The sequence below is a fragment of the Lysinibacillus sp. BSL11 genome (assembly GCF_052928325.1).
In genome coordinates, this window is record NZ_JAVGCX010000010.1 from 143533 (window position 1) to 157012 (window position 13480).

Below are 13480 nucleotides of genomic sequence, written 5' to 3' on the forward strand. Positions count from 1 at the left end.
CCCTTTTAACTATAAATATATATTTTAGGGGGATATAGAATGAAAAAATGGCTTTTCATGTCATTCATGGCTTTGCTTTTACTAGTACTTGCAGCTTGTGGTGGCGACAAAAAAGAACAAGCTTCTGCACCAGCAGCTGAGGGAGATGGTGGCTACACCAAAGAAAAACCTCTTGTTATTAAATTCTCGCATGTAACTTCAATTGATAGTGTTAAAGGTAAAGCAGCCGAGGCATTTGCAAAATTAGTAGAGGAAAAAACAGAGGGTAAAGTGAAAGTTGAGGTTTATCCATCCTCGCAACTTTATGGAGATAACGATGAATTAGATGCCTTAGTATCAGGAAATGTGCATATGATTGCTCCTTCTGTAACGAAAATGGTAAAAATCGACCCTCGCTGGCAATACGTTGATATGCCATATCTTTTTGAAAATCAAGAGCATGCTCGTAAGTTCTTTAATTCAGATGTTGCAAAATTAATTTTAGAATCTGAACAACTAGCAGCTAACGACATTAAAGGTCTCGTGTTCTGGGAAAATGGCTTTAAACACTTTTCCAATAACAAACACCCACTTGTGACAGTGGACGATTTTAAAGGACTAAAATTCAGAGCACAAGCAGGTAAAGTTTTAGAATCGCAGTTTAAAGCTTTAAATGCAGGTTCTGCGACAATTGCATTTGGTGAAACGTATGCTGCCTTACAACAAGGAACAGTAGATGGACAAGAAAACACATTTAATAACTTTGATACTCAAAAATATCAAGAAGTTCAAAAGTACTTCTCCGTATCTGAACATGGTCGTCTAGACTATGCCATCTTTGTAAACAAAACATTTTGGAAAAAAATACCTTCAGAGCTATTGACAGCAGTTGAAGAATCATTAAATGAGGCAACAACGTTAGCTTGGGATTTAGCTGCGGAAGAAAACGAAAAATCATTCGAAAACATTAAAAACTCTGGCATCGAAGTCATTGAGCTATCAGATGCTGAAAAAGAAGCCATCAAAAAACAACTGGAACCAGTTTATGAAGAGTTTACTGATGTTATCACAGAAGAACTCATTAATGGTATTCGTGATTTAAAATAAACAGAGTTCTTAAAAAACTTACTATTCCAACAATTAGTTGATGTAAGGAATAGAAAATCGTAACAACTTCTAGGGTATTCTTTGTTAGGAAGTTGCACTGTAGTAGATGATTTATCATCAATATCAATAATTTTATTAGTATATCGCTTACTTAAAAACGGGTGCTAAGAAGCTCACTTCAAACTGCAACATTTACAGTGGGAATAAAAGCATCCGTTTTTAACTTTAAATAAAGGAGGCAAAAACATGAAGGCCGTTTATAAAATATGGGGCTACTTAGAAGAAATTCTTGCAGGAATTTTTTTCGTAGCAGGTGTTGTACTCATTTTTTATGGGGTTATTATGCGCTACATATTCAATGAACCACAAGCATGGGTAGAGGAATTAGCACGCTATTCTATAATTTGGGGTACATTTTTGGGGTTTGGCTTAGCTCTTCGCCACAATCAGCATATACAGGTGGATATTCTATATGACAAGTTAAAGCCATCGAAAAAACGTCTATTAGATTTAGTAGCAACAGGCTTGAGCATCGCCTTTTGCTTAATTTACACGTACTATGGTTTTGTTTTAGTGGAAAATCGCTATACATCTGGTATGGTTTCACTTGATATCGGGATTCCAATGTGGATTGTATATTTAGTCCTACCTCTTTCAGGTATTTTATTTTTACTAAGATTCGTAGAACGATTAGTTAATATTCTACGAGGAAAGGATGAAGAATATGCTAATCCTCTTACTTAGTTTCTTTTTGCTATTATTTCTACGAGTACCTGTTGCTATTAGCTTAGCACTATCAACAATTCTAGTGTTCTTCCAAATAGATTTTAATATGAATATGATTCCACAGCGCATTTTTACTGCATTAGATTCCTTCCCTATGATGGCCATCCCAGGATTCGTGCTAGCTGGCGTATTAATGGCGCGCGGTGGGATATCAAAATATTTAATTGAAGCTTTACGTGCATGGATTGGTCACCTGCCAGGTGGTCTTGCAGTTGTTACAATTGTTGCCTGTGCTATTTTTGCCGCTATTTCAGGCTCTTCACCTGCCACAGCAGCAGCAATTGGCTCTATTATGATCCCTGCAATGATTTCAGCAGGCTATAAAAAACGTTATTCGATGGGACTTGTTGCAGCAGGTGGTACATTAGGAATTTTAATTCCACCGAGTGTTCCATTAATTATTTATGGTATCACCTCGGAGCAATCAATTGGTGAATTATTTATGGCTGGGGTTCTTCCTGGATTAGCTTTAACAGGAATTTTAATTATTGCTGCCATCTTTTATGCGAAACGCAATGGATTTAATGGAGATCAACCAGCTTCTTGGGAAGAACGTGGGCGTAAATCTTTAAAAGCCATTTGGGGAGCATTTTTACCTTTTTTAATTTTAGGAACAATCTATTCAGGAGTTGTGACACCAACTGAATCAGCGGTGATTGCAGTTTTCTATGGCCTTATTGTATCCTTGTTTATCTATCGTGAAATGAAGCTAAAGGATTTCCGCGAAGTATTAGTAGAATCTATTAATATTACCGCTATGATTTTCTTAATAATAGGTGCCGCTTCGTTATTTGGGCTTTATTTAACAAATGCACAAGTACCACAACAAGTGGGCGCATGGATTGCTGAAAGCGATTTAAATAAGTGGATTTTTATGATCATTGTCAATATTTTGTTCTTTATTATGGGTATGTTCTTAGAAGCTGTCTCTATTATTTTAATCACTTTACCAATATTATTGCCAATTCTTGCACACTTCGATATCAATCTATTACACTTTGCCATTATTATGACGATTAATATGGAATTAGGTATGATCACACCACCAGTTGGATTGAATCTCTTTGTGGTAAGTGGGATAGCAAAAGAAAAACTTGGGGAAGTGGTAAAAGGCGTTATACCGTTTATCATTTTAATGATTATCTTCTTAGCACTTGTTGTCTTAATCCCACAACTTTCTCTCTGGTTACCAGAGCAAATGAAATAAGGCATTAAGATGTGTATAAATACAAAGGGTTATTCAATAAGAGATCGCTCTTTTTGGACAATTGTCATTAGTTTGGGCGGGGCTTCGGTTTTTGTCTTTGCTGCAATGTATTCTGTTCAGCCCCTGCTCCCCTTCTTTACAGAGCAATTTCATATTTCTGTATCCGTTGCAAGTCTATCCGTATCTATGACTACTCTATCAGTAATTGTTGGATTAATCGTGCTAGGTTTTTTATCAGATCGATATGGAAGAGTATTATTCATTCATTTATCCATAGTCTTTACCATCATACCATTTTTCTTCATGCCACTAACTGATTCTTTTTCTACTATTATTTTATTACGCTTTATTCAGGGCTTTGCTATTGCAGGTGTACCTGCAGCAGCACTTGCCTATCTTAGCGAAGAAATTGATCAACAATCAATGGGCTTTGCCACTGCATTGTATATTTCTTGTAATGCACTAGGCGGAACAATTGGTAGACTCATGATGGGGTATATCACTGAATATTTTTCATGGAAAATGGCATTTGTTTCATTAGCCATTATGGGGGGCATCGTTATGGTAATTGTCTGGTGGATGCTACCTAAATCCAAAAATTTTTCGGTACAACAGCGTACGATTCAACAAGATTTACAAGGCTTTTGTTTCCATTTGAAAAATCCTCAATTATTAATACTTTTTGGATTAGGAGTTATTTTACAATTATCCTTTACTGGGGTTTGGTCATTTATTCCCTATTACTTAACAGCGCCTCCTTTTCTATTATCTTTACAAAGCATTTCTTTTATTTTTTTAGCCTATGGTTTAGGTATTATTGGTTCGCCTATTGCTAATGCACTTGCAGGAAAAGTTGGATTAAATACCATTCGAACATTTGGTGTTTGTTTATTAACTGTGGGAATACTTTTTACATTAAGCAAGTCACTTTTCATTATTGTAATTGGACTTTGTCTAGCATGTTTAGGTTTTTTTACTGCTCATGCATTAACTTCTTCATTGGTAAGTCGGCTAGCTCTTTCTCAAAAAGGAAGTGCCTCTAGTCTATATCTGGTCGCTTATTACCTTGGGGTGGCCTCTGGAAGCACAATATTAAGCCCTGTTTGGTCATTATTTCAATGGCATGGTATCGTAATCATTACTGCTTTTCTGCCAATAACATACCTATTTATTTTAAATTCGCTACAGAAACAGCAAAAAAGAGATGTATTCAAAAAATGAGCATCTCTTTTTTTGCTAATTCATTGTTTTTTTACAAGGACAATTGCTTTCATTTCTTTATAATATATGCACAGCAAAATTCCTACTAAAATTAATAAAAAGCCATATAATTGAACACTTGTAGGGAATTGTTTTAAAAATACCGCACTCAATAGCATGGCTATAGCTGGCTCAAAGTTTAACAACAGTGACGCATTTGTTGAGCCGACCTCCTTCATTTTTTGATTCCATATTAAATTGCTTACCCCGTGGATAATAATCGCTGATAAAATGAGCAAAAACCAGTAGGGCATTGCAACTTGCCAATTCGTCTGTGGCAAAATAGTAAATGAAAACGGCACGAGCACCAGTAAACCTATTAAATTTGTATAGAACGTAATCGACTGGGCTGACATTTTCTGACTAAGATGATTGACAATAATGAGGAACAAAGCAAAGCTTAGCATTGTAATTAAGCTCAACACTTCACCCACACCGATTGAAATGGTGATAAGTGCCCCTTTGGTAATGATGAGGCCAACACCAACAAATGAAAGTATCGCACCTAGCCAAAATATGCCGTTCCGTGATTCATGATAGATCATTTTATTCAGTAGAGATGTAACAATCGGTGCACAGGCTAATATTAAAGCGGCAGTGATAGGAGAAGTGTGCTGGAGACTAGCATAAAAGCTATAGTGATTAATGGAAACGCCTAGTATTCCTGCAAGGATCAATAACAATAAATCATTTCTTGTAAATGTTGTTCGGAAAATTATTTTCCAACTAATACTTCCTAAAAACAGAACAATGACAATCAATCTAAAAATGGAGACTGTTAAAGGATCCCAATGGTCAATTAAAATAGAGCCAATAATGAAGTTACTAGCCCAAAAAAATACACAGCTAAATAAAATCATATAGATTGTTAGTTGTTTCATATTTTATCACACCCGCAAATAAAGAGATTTCTACATAAGTAATGGCAAATCTACTTTCCTTTATTCATCTTTTCTATTAAAACATAAGTATAGCAAACTAGAAGATTTCTAGTTTGCTATGTTATCTAAATAAGGGGGATTTAGATTTATACTTTGTTGATAAACTTACCTTTTGACATAACCACTCGGTTGGATGGTTTACGTGCAATAACTTCAGCGCTTGAAACTGCGTCAAAGAATACAAAACTTGCTTCATCTTTCACATTAGGCCAAGCCTTTTGACCATTTGCATCCAATGGTGTGATACCATTTGTAATATATTTTAATGTTTGTCGAATCGAACGTTCGTCAAGTTTACGAGAAATGTCTGCAAAAGTAGTCGCTTTTTCTAAAATATCTCCTGAGCCATTAGGACTCCAAGAATCATAAAAGCCGTCACAACCAAAGTGGACATCCACGCCGCGCTCTGCTAGTAATTCAATTGGTGGAATTAATCGTCGCAAATCAAATGGCACCGTTGACATTATTTTTACTTGTTGTTGTGCTAAACGATCTGCAATTTTATGCTGCTCCATGACTGATACATCACCAAGTGAAAAGGCATGACTTATCGCCGTTCTCCCCTGATATTTGGCATCCTCCACGATATCTATCCATTTATCGATTGTGTAATACCCAACATGGCCACCATCATGTAAATGAATATCGACATCAACATTAAATTCCTGTGCAATATCCATCACTTCATAAAGAGAAGGCTCAATCGAGTTATCGATGCCAGCTGGATCTAGGCCGCCAATCATCGTCGCTCCATTGCGTAAAGCTTCACGCAATAATTTAGGGACATCATCTCTTAATAGACCATGCTGTGGAAAGGCAATGACTTCGGATGTCACGACATCTTTATAATCGTCCAATGCCGCTAGTACACCTTCTAAATTTTTTAATCCAATGTATGGATCAATATTGACATGTGTACGAATATGATTCGCACCATTCTTAAGGATTTTTTCAATCATTGCAGTCGCACGTTGTTTACCTGTTGTAGCAAGAACGGATAGCTCTTGTGCTTCACGATCAAGTCGTTCCTTTAAATTCTTTACGGGCACACAAGCCTTCCAAGGTAAAGATAAGTAAGTTTTATCTAAATGATTATGCATTTCCTTAAAGGCAGGTAATAGCAGCTTCCCTTTCATATCTGTGACTTCGCTTGGAGACTCGATTGCGTCTGTTGCGGGTACAATTTGCGAAATGAAGCCATCTGTAATTTCAAGGTGAAAAAGCTCCACTTTCGTTCCAACTGTATCATTTTCCTTTAGATATTCTCCTGTTTCAAGTAGAACATTTGTCAGCCAGTGCTTCATCTGAATTCTCCTTTCAACTCTCCTACATCCTGTTGGTGTATCATTTTACCTCGTGAAATGACGGTAGTAATTGGACATCTTCTTGCTATCACATGGGCAGTGCTCACACCATCCACTAACAGCATATTAGCTTTATCACCAACTTGAGGCCAAACCCGTTCTCCAGCATCATTCAATGGTGTGATACCACCAGAAGCGTATTTCCAAGCTCGACTTAATGAATATTCATCAATAAAGCGGAATCTCTCCGCCATGACATTTAATTTCATAATCGTATTACCAGTACCATATGGTGACCAATGATCTGTTAAGCTATCATGTCCTACAGATACCTTGACACCATTGTTATAAAGATAAGGAATTGGTATCGTCGAACGATTCAAATCGATTGGGACAGTTGTCGTAACATCCATTTGTACCTCAGCCATCGCTTGAACTAAATTTTCTAAGCGTGACTGTTCTAAATCAGCAAGTGCCATCGCATGGCTAATTGTGACTTGTCCTTCTTTTTTCGCTTGTTTCGTTAACTCAATCAGCTTATAAAATTCAAATTCGCCTAGTGTGTTCGCCGTGTGAATATGAATATCTATCCCTGCATTATAGTCTTGGGCAATACCTATCGTTGTTTGCAATGACTTTTCGATATTGCGATCTACAATGGATGGGTCAACGCCACCAACAAGCGTTGCTCCCATTACCATTGCCTCACGGAGCAGTCCCTCTACATTGGAGCGTAATAAGCCATGCTGTGGGAAGGCTACAATATCATAGGTGATTTGATCTTGATAGTTTGCTAAAACTTGTTTTGTAATTTCAATATGCTTTGTCCCAATTTGTGGGTCAACATTACAATGTGATCGAATATGTGTGTGTCCTTGGGAAATGAGCCACTTCACCATTTCCTCAGCTCGATAAGCAGCTGTCGGTAATTGTTTAGGTAGTAGTGTTCTTTCTTCTTCAATGCGTGTTAAAATCCCTTTAGTAATGGGTCTTGGTGCCTGCCATTCTCCGCCGAAATACGTTTTATCAATATGAATATGCATTTCACGGAATGAAGGGACTAATAGTTGCTGTTGTGCATCTATTACTTCTACATCTCCATCAGCCACTATATCCTTATCTACTTGTTGAACATACCCATCCTCGATTAGAACATCATAAATACCTGTACGAGTAGCAACAATGTGTTCATTTTCGCGCTCATATGCTTCTTCTAATCTCACATTTTTCAGCAATAGTTTACTCATAGTTTCCTCCCAATTGGTATTTTTTCGTCTATCACCAAATTTTGACTACTCTACAATTTCAACGCCACTGATCATCGTGTAGTTAGATGCATCTAACCAGAAACCTTTTACAGCATTGCTGTAAACTGCTAAATGCTCATAGTTACGCACTGGAATATAGACAGCCTCGTCTAACTCGATTTGCATTGCTTCTTTGTAGATTTCATTACGTGCCTCTTGGTTTGCTTCAGAACGTCCTTGCTCAATTAGCTTATCTACTTCTGGATTTGAATAGTAGAAATGGTTTCCTGGAGGTCCCATAGAAGCAGTGTGGAATAGATTGTATTGGTTATAATCAGCATCACCCGTTGCATTACCCCAGCCACTAATAAAGATTTGGTGCTGCTCTTTCGTAATTTCAGAAATAAATGCACCATACTCCATTACTTGAATATCTACATCTAATCCGATTCCTTTTAATTGAGATTGAATAACCTCCGCCATGTTGATACGCTCTTTACGATCACTTGTCAGTAATTTAACTTTTGTTCCCTCTTGAACACCAGCTTCTTTTAACAATTCTTTTGCCTTCACTACATCATAGTCATACGGTTTCGTTTCACTAGAATATCCAATAATTTTTGGACTCATTGCAGAATTTGCAAGTGTTCCTACATTATCATAAATACCGCTAATAATTGCTTCACGGTCAACAGCATAGCTAATAGCTTGACGTACTTTTACATCTGATAATAACGCATCTTTCACGTTGAATCCGATAAATTCTACTGCTAGTCCTTCTGCACGGAATAAATTCATCGTTGAAGAATTATCAATACGATCAATCTCTGTTACAGGTACTTGTTCAGCAATATGTGCTTCTCCACTTTCAATCATTGCTAGACGAGTAGAATCCTCTGGTACAACTTTAAATGTTACTTTATCTACTTTCGGTACAGTTCCCCAACAGTCTTTATTCGAAGTTAAAGTAATTTCTTGACCTGATTTCCAAGTTTCAAATACAAATGGGCCTGTTCCTACTGGATGAGTTGCTAATTCGTCCGCTGCTTCAGCAATCGCTTTTGGGCTCATCATACTCCCCTCTTGACTAGCTAAAATAGATAGAAGCGGAGCATATGGTTCTTTTAATTTCAACGTTACAACATATTCATCATCTACCACTACTTCACTAATCATAGATAATTTATCACGCTGTGGTGATCCAGTTGCAGGATCTAGAATTCGGTCAAATGTCGCTTTTACAGCCTCTGCATTAAAACCTGCTCCATCATGGAATTTAATGCCTTCATTCAATGTAAATGTCCAAGTGACTTCATCTTTTTGCTCCCACTCTTTTGCAAGTAATGGAACAATTTTACGATCTCTATCAAAAGCGACAAGTGTTTCATATACCTTGCCATGAATAATATTTGCTGATGGAATATCTGTAATAAAGTGAGGATCAAGACTTGTCGCATCTGCTGCTCTTAGAACAACTAATTCTCCTCCTACGCTTTTTGATCCCTCTTTGGAACCTTCTGTACTATTATTGCTAGCAGTAGAGCAGGCTTGCAGAATAAGTACAGTCATTAGTGCCATGAATAAAAACAACTTCATTTTCTTCATCAACATTTCCTCCTTGTGTGATTTGTTCCTTACATTTCGAATTATAAAGAAATAAAATTCACTTGTTTTTTAATATTTTTACGTGTTTTTTAAATTTTCTGACTAATAAGCCATAAAATATTTACATTCTTTACGCTTTTCACTAAATTGAAATCAACTCAAATAGAAAAGGAGTATTCGATATGAATAAAGTAGCAACTACTATTGATCGTTCTGTTTTAGTGAATGCACGCAAGGCATCTAGAAAAAAGAATCTTGTTTCTTTCCTAAACAAAATCAAAAAAAATAAAGCAGCTGTCGCAGGAGGCATCATCATTCTTCTATATATATTGATGTTTCTTATCGGGCCCATTTTAGCCCCCTACGATCCCTACGACGTACAATTAGATCAAAAATTACAAGGGCCAAGCGTTGACCATCTAATGGGAACGGATGACAAAGGGCGAGATATTTTAAGTCGAATTTTATATGGATCCCGTTTATCAATCGGTGTTGGTATTTCAGCTGTTTTATTCGGTGGTACAATCGGCACTTTCTTAGGTCTTATTGCTGGCTATTATGGCAGATGGGTTGATTCTATTATTAGTCGAATTTTAGATATCATGCTTGCCTTCCCTGGTATTTTGCTAGCTTTAGCGATTGTCAGTGCATTGGGACCAAGCCTTATCAATGTCACAATTGCTGTTGGGTTTTTCTCTATTCCCATGTTTGCTCGTATAGTACGTGGTTCAACAATGGAAGTTAAAAAATTAGAATATATCGATGCTGTCAAAACACTTGGAGCGAATGATATGACGATTTTAATTAAGCATATTTTTCCAAATATTTTATCACCTATTATTGTACAAGCATCTATGCGCTTAGCAACCGCTATTCTATCTGCTGCAGGTCTATCATTCTTAGGTTTAGGTGCTCAGCCACCATCTCCTGAATGGGGTGCCATGCTTTCTAACGGACGAGATTTCCTATTTACCGCTCCTTATATGGCGCTATTCCCAGGTATTATGATTTCTATACTTGTATTAGGCTTTAACTTATTTGGTGACGGTTTACGCGATGCACTCGATCCAAGAATGAAAAATTAAAGGAGAGAAGACACATGACATTATTTATCTTAAAACGACTAGCTCAAATTATTCCTGTGACACTTGGTGTAACGCTTGTTGTTTTTCTAATTATGCAGATGATTCCTGGAGACCCAGCGATTATTTTAGCAGGAGAAGGAGCTTCTCAAGAAACAGTGGCAGAATTACGTGAAAATTTAGGACTCAATAAACCATTAGCAGTTCAATATACAGACTATATTAAAAATCTTCTACAAGGAGATATGGGTAACTCTTTAAAAAATAATCAACCAGTATTCGAGGAAATTATCTCCCGATTACCAATTACAATAGAGCTAGCCTTTTATAGTATTTTAATCACAATTGTTCTAGGGCTTATTGCGGGTATTATCTCCGCTATCCGTCCTTATTCATTGATGGATGTAGGATTAATGGTTGTCGCTTTATTAGGGATTTCCCTTCCAAGCTTCTGGTTAGGAATTTTATTAATGTATGTATTCTCTGTACAGTTACACTGGCTTCCTGTAGCAGGCTGGGATAGTGCCAAACATATTATTCTACCAGCTGTCACACTTGGTGCTGGTGGAGCTGCCATCGTCGCTCGTATGACTCGCTCTAGTATGTTAGAGGTTGTAAACCAAGACTATATACGAACAGCGAAAGCAAAAGGCTTAAAAGGATACATCATCATTTTAAAGCACGCATTACGCAATGCCTTGATTCCAGTTATTACAGTAGTAGGCTTACAGTTTGGTAGTTTACTTGGCGGAACAGTTTTAGTTGAATCTGTTTTCGCTGTAAACGGATTAGGACGAATGATTGTAGATGCCATTCGAACACGTGATATACCAGTCGTACAAGGTGGCGTTCTTGTTGCCTCATTAATATTTGTTTTCATTAATCTTTTTGTAGACATATTGTACCGATTCTTTAATAAACGGATGGATTTAAACTAAGGAGGGGAAAAACGGATGAAACAAGAAACCGTGTTGGAAGTAAAAAATTTACAAACCTATTTTTATTCGAGTGAAGGGGTTGCCAAAGCTGTAGATGGGGTATCCTTTACGCTTCAAAAAGGGGAAACACTGGGCATTGTTGGTGAATCTGGTTGTGGGAAATCCATGACTTCCCTGTCATTACTTCGTTTAGTACCATCGCCTCCTGGTAAAATCATTAATGGCGAAATTTTATTAAATAATACAGACATTTTGAAGCTCTCAGATGAAGAGCTACGTAAAATTCGAGGCAATAAAATCTCGATGATTTTCCAAGAGCCTATGACAAGCTTAAATCCTGTGTTATCCGTTGGAGAGCAAATAGCTGAATCCATTCGATTGCACCAAGGCTTATCACGTAAAGAAGCATGGCAAAAGGCTGTCGATATGATTCGCCTAGTTGGAATTCCTGCACCCGAAAAAAGAGCGAAGCAGGAGCCTTATCAGTTAAGTGGTGGGATGCGACAGCGCATTATGATTGCCATGGCACTAGCGTGTACACCAGATGTGTTAATTGCTGACGAACCGACGACTGCTCTAGATGTAACCATTCAAGCTCAAATTATTGATATTATTCAAAACCTGCAAAAACAACTAGGCATGAGCATTATCTTCATTACCCATGACCTTGGTGTTGTAGCAGAAATCTGCGATAAGATTGCTGTTATGTATGCGGGGCAGGTTGTAGAAGAAGGCACAACAGAAAGTCTTTTTGAAAAACCGCTACACCCTTATACAAATGGATTAATTCAATCATTACCGAAGCTATATGAAGACCAAGAAGAATTATCTACTATTCACGGAACTGTCCCAAGTCCCTATAATTATCCAATTGGCTGCCGTTATGCAGAACGTTGCCCTTTTGCTACGGATTTATGTCGTGAACAACAGCCTGAGCTTTTGACTGTTGAGCAAGGTAAAAAGGTAAGATGCTGGATGTACAGTAATGAATGGCAAGGAGACACACTTATGAAGGAGCTGACAGTATGACAACAGCGCAACACACACAACCACTATTACAAGTAAATGATTTAAAGCAGCATTTTTTCTTAAAAAAAGAAAAGCTCTTCGGTCCACAGCAGGTTGTAAAAGCTGTGGATGGGGTATCTTTCGACATCATGCCTGGTGAGACCCTCAGTATTGTTGGAGAATCTGGCTGCGGAAAATCAACAACTGGTCGTTCTATTTTAAGATTAGATGAGCCTACTGCTGGAGAGGTATTGTTATTCGGTAAAAATTTAGTGAATATGAACAAAAAAGAGCTTCGTGCGGCACGCAAGGACATTCAAATTATTTTCCAAGATCCCTATGCTTCCCTTAACCCACGAAGAACGATTCGTAAAATGTTAACAGAGGCCATGTCTATTCAAAAAATTGTACCACCTGAGCAACAAGAAGCACGCATGATTGAATTAATGTCCCTTGTAGGGTTACGTCCTGAATACTTAGAGCGTTATCCACATGAATTTTCTGGTGGTCAGCGTCAGCGTATTGGTATTGCCAGAGCCCTTGCTGTTAATCCTAAAATTATTATTTGTGATGAGTCTGTTTCTGCCCTAGACGTTTCTATTCAAGCTCAAATACTAAATTTACTAAAACAACTACAAAGAGATTTAGATTTAACCTTTTTATTTATCTCACACGATTTAAGTGTTGTTCGACATATTTCAGACCGTATTATGGTGATGTATCTTGGAAAGGTCGTAGAAATTGCTGATAAGCATTCTCTTTTTACTCAGCCACATCATCCTTATACAAAAGCACTGTTTTCTTCTATACCTGTCATTGATAAGCAGCATCGAAAGGAGCGTATTATTTTAAAAGGTGACTTACCATCACCTCTTAGCCCCCCTACTGGCTGTAGCTTTCACACACGTTGCCCATTCGCAACAGATAAATGTAAAGCAGAAGTACCAGCACTACGAGCCATCACTGCAACACATAAGGTAGCTTGCCATTTCGCAGAAAATTTAGTTTAATGTATC

At 37.4% G+C, this 13480-nt stretch carries 12 protein-coding genes; 8 read left to right on the top strand and 4 right to left on the bottom strand.

Translation table 11 applies throughout. From position 1 onward, the window contains the following. Positions 1-39 precede the first annotated feature (39 nt). The 4 genes from RCJ95_RS13805 to RCJ95_RS13820 all read left to right on the top strand — a co-directional run bounded on the left by RCJ95_RS13805 (position 40) and on the right by RCJ95_RS13820 (position 4300). On the top strand, positions 40-1086 hold the full coding sequence (locus RCJ95_RS13805; protein WP_446722416.1) for a DctP family TRAP transporter solute-binding subunit: 1047 nt from the start codon (positions 40-42) through the stop codon (positions 1084-1086). A 246-nt stretch (positions 1087-1332) separates the two neighbouring features. Continuing rightward, a complete protein-coding gene (locus RCJ95_RS13810) occupies positions 1333-1830 on the top strand; it encodes a TRAP transporter small permease (RefSeq protein WP_048391136.1) in 498 nt (165 codons plus the stop codon). Further along, positions 1811-3079 carry a TRAP transporter large permease gene (locus RCJ95_RS13815; RefSeq protein ID WP_004226042.1) on the top strand — a complete coding sequence of 423 codons (1269 nt, stop codon included), beginning with the start codon at positions 1811-1813 and terminating at the stop codon, positions 3077-3079. The genes RCJ95_RS13810 and RCJ95_RS13815 overlap by 20 nt, the downstream gene beginning before the upstream one ends. A 9-nt stretch (positions 3080-3088) precedes the next feature. Continuing rightward, positions 3089-4300 (top strand): MFS transporter, encoded by a 1212-nt coding sequence (locus RCJ95_RS13820; RefSeq protein ID WP_446722417.1) that lies wholly within the window; start codon positions 3089-3091, stop codon positions 4298-4300. Positions 4301-4320: 20 nt separating this feature from the next. Here the strand turns inward: RCJ95_RS13820 and RCJ95_RS13825 are convergent, their stop codons facing one another. From RCJ95_RS13825 to RCJ95_RS13840, 4 genes are all read right to left on the bottom strand, one after another. After that, on the bottom strand, positions 4321-5220 hold the full coding sequence (locus tag RCJ95_RS13825) for a DMT family transporter (protein WP_257520374.1): 900 nt from the start codon (positions 5218-5220) through the stop codon (positions 4321-4323). A 146-nt stretch (positions 5221-5366) separates the two neighbouring features. After that, the gene (locus tag RCJ95_RS13830; protein WP_221681040.1) at positions 5367-6584 is read right to left on the bottom strand and encodes an amidohydrolase; all 1218 of its coding nucleotides are present in this window, start codon (positions 6582-6584) and stop codon (positions 5367-5369) included. Continuing rightward, positions 6581-7831 carry an amidohydrolase family protein gene (locus RCJ95_RS13835; protein ID WP_312128133.1) on the bottom strand — a complete coding sequence of 417 codons (1251 nt, stop codon included), beginning with the start codon at positions 7829-7831 and terminating at the stop codon, positions 6581-6583. The genes RCJ95_RS13830 and RCJ95_RS13835 overlap by 4 nt, the downstream gene beginning before the upstream one ends. Before the next feature lie 45 nt (positions 7832-7876). Next, complete coding sequence (locus RCJ95_RS13840; protein ID WP_446722418.1) at positions 7877-9436, bottom strand: glutathione ABC transporter substrate-binding protein; 1560 nt, start codon at positions 9434-9436, stop codon at positions 7877-7879. 182 nt (positions 9437-9618) lie between these two features. Here RCJ95_RS13840 and RCJ95_RS13845 point away from each other — a divergent pair, with 182 nt between their 5' ends. The 4 genes from RCJ95_RS13845 to RCJ95_RS13860 are packed head-to-tail and all read left to right on the top strand — an operon-like array spanning position 9619 to position 13474. After that, positions 9619-10521: an ABC transporter permease gene (locus RCJ95_RS13845; protein WP_257520377.1), complete on the top strand. Its 903-nt coding sequence runs from the start codon at positions 9619-9621 to the stop codon at positions 10519-10521. 14 nt (positions 10522-10535) lie between these two features. Further along, a complete protein-coding gene (gene nikB, locus RCJ95_RS13850) occupies positions 10536-11456 on the top strand; it encodes a nickel ABC transporter permease (protein ID WP_221681044.1) in 921 nt (306 codons plus the stop codon). Between the two features lie 15 nt (positions 11457-11471). After that, a complete protein-coding gene (locus RCJ95_RS13855; RefSeq protein WP_221681045.1) occupies positions 11472-12485 on the top strand; it encodes an ABC transporter ATP-binding protein in 1014 nt (337 codons plus the stop codon). Next, entirely contained in the window at positions 12482-13474 is a 993-nt protein-coding gene (locus tag RCJ95_RS13860) for an ABC transporter ATP-binding protein (protein WP_131521280.1), read from the top strand. The genes RCJ95_RS13855 and RCJ95_RS13860 overlap by 4 nt, the downstream gene beginning before the upstream one ends. Positions 13475-13480 lie beyond the last annotated feature (6 nt).

Bases quoted from the DNA above. Each gene is read 5' to 3' on its own strand.
- RCJ95_RS13830 (WP_221681040.1), bottom strand. From the start codon at position 6,584: ATGAAGCACTGGCTGACAAATGTTCTACTTGAAACAGGAGAATATCTA.
- RCJ95_RS13820 (WP_446722417.1), top strand. From the start codon at position 3,089: ATGTGTATAAATACAAAGGGTTATTCAATAAGAGATCGCTCTTTTTGG.
- RCJ95_RS13845 (WP_257520377.1), top strand. From the start codon at position 9,619: ATGAATAAAGTAGCAACTACTATTGATCGTTCTGTTTTAGTGAATGCA.
- RCJ95_RS13840 (WP_446722418.1), bottom strand. From the start codon at position 9,436: ATGAAGAAAATGAAGTTGTTTTTATTCATGGCACTAATGACTGTACTT.
- RCJ95_RS13805 (WP_446722416.1), top strand. From the start codon at position 40: ATGAAAAAATGGCTTTTCATGTCATTCATGGCTTTGCTTTTACTAGTA.
- RCJ95_RS13835 (WP_312128133.1), bottom strand. From the start codon at position 7,831: ATGAGTAAACTATTGCTGAAAAATGTGAGATTAGAAGAAGCATATGAG.
- RCJ95_RS13815 (WP_004226042.1), top strand. From the start codon at position 1,811: ATGCTAATCCTCTTACTTAGTTTCTTTTTGCTATTATTTCTACGAGTA.
- RCJ95_RS13855 (WP_221681045.1), top strand. From the start codon at position 11,472: ATGAAACAAGAAACCGTGTTGGAAGTAAAAAATTTACAAACCTATTTT.
- RCJ95_RS13825 (WP_257520374.1), bottom strand. From the start codon at position 5,220: ATGAAACAACTAACAATCTATATGATTTTATTTAGCTGTGTATTTTTT.
- RCJ95_RS13860 (WP_131521280.1), top strand. From the start codon at position 12,482: ATGACAACAGCGCAACACACACAACCACTATTACAAGTAAATGATTTA.
- RCJ95_RS13810 (WP_048391136.1), top strand. From the start codon at position 1,333: ATGAAGGCCGTTTATAAAATATGGGGCTACTTAGAAGAAATTCTTGCA.
- nikB (WP_221681044.1), top strand. From the start codon at position 10,536: ATGACATTATTTATCTTAAAACGACTAGCTCAAATTATTCCTGTGACA.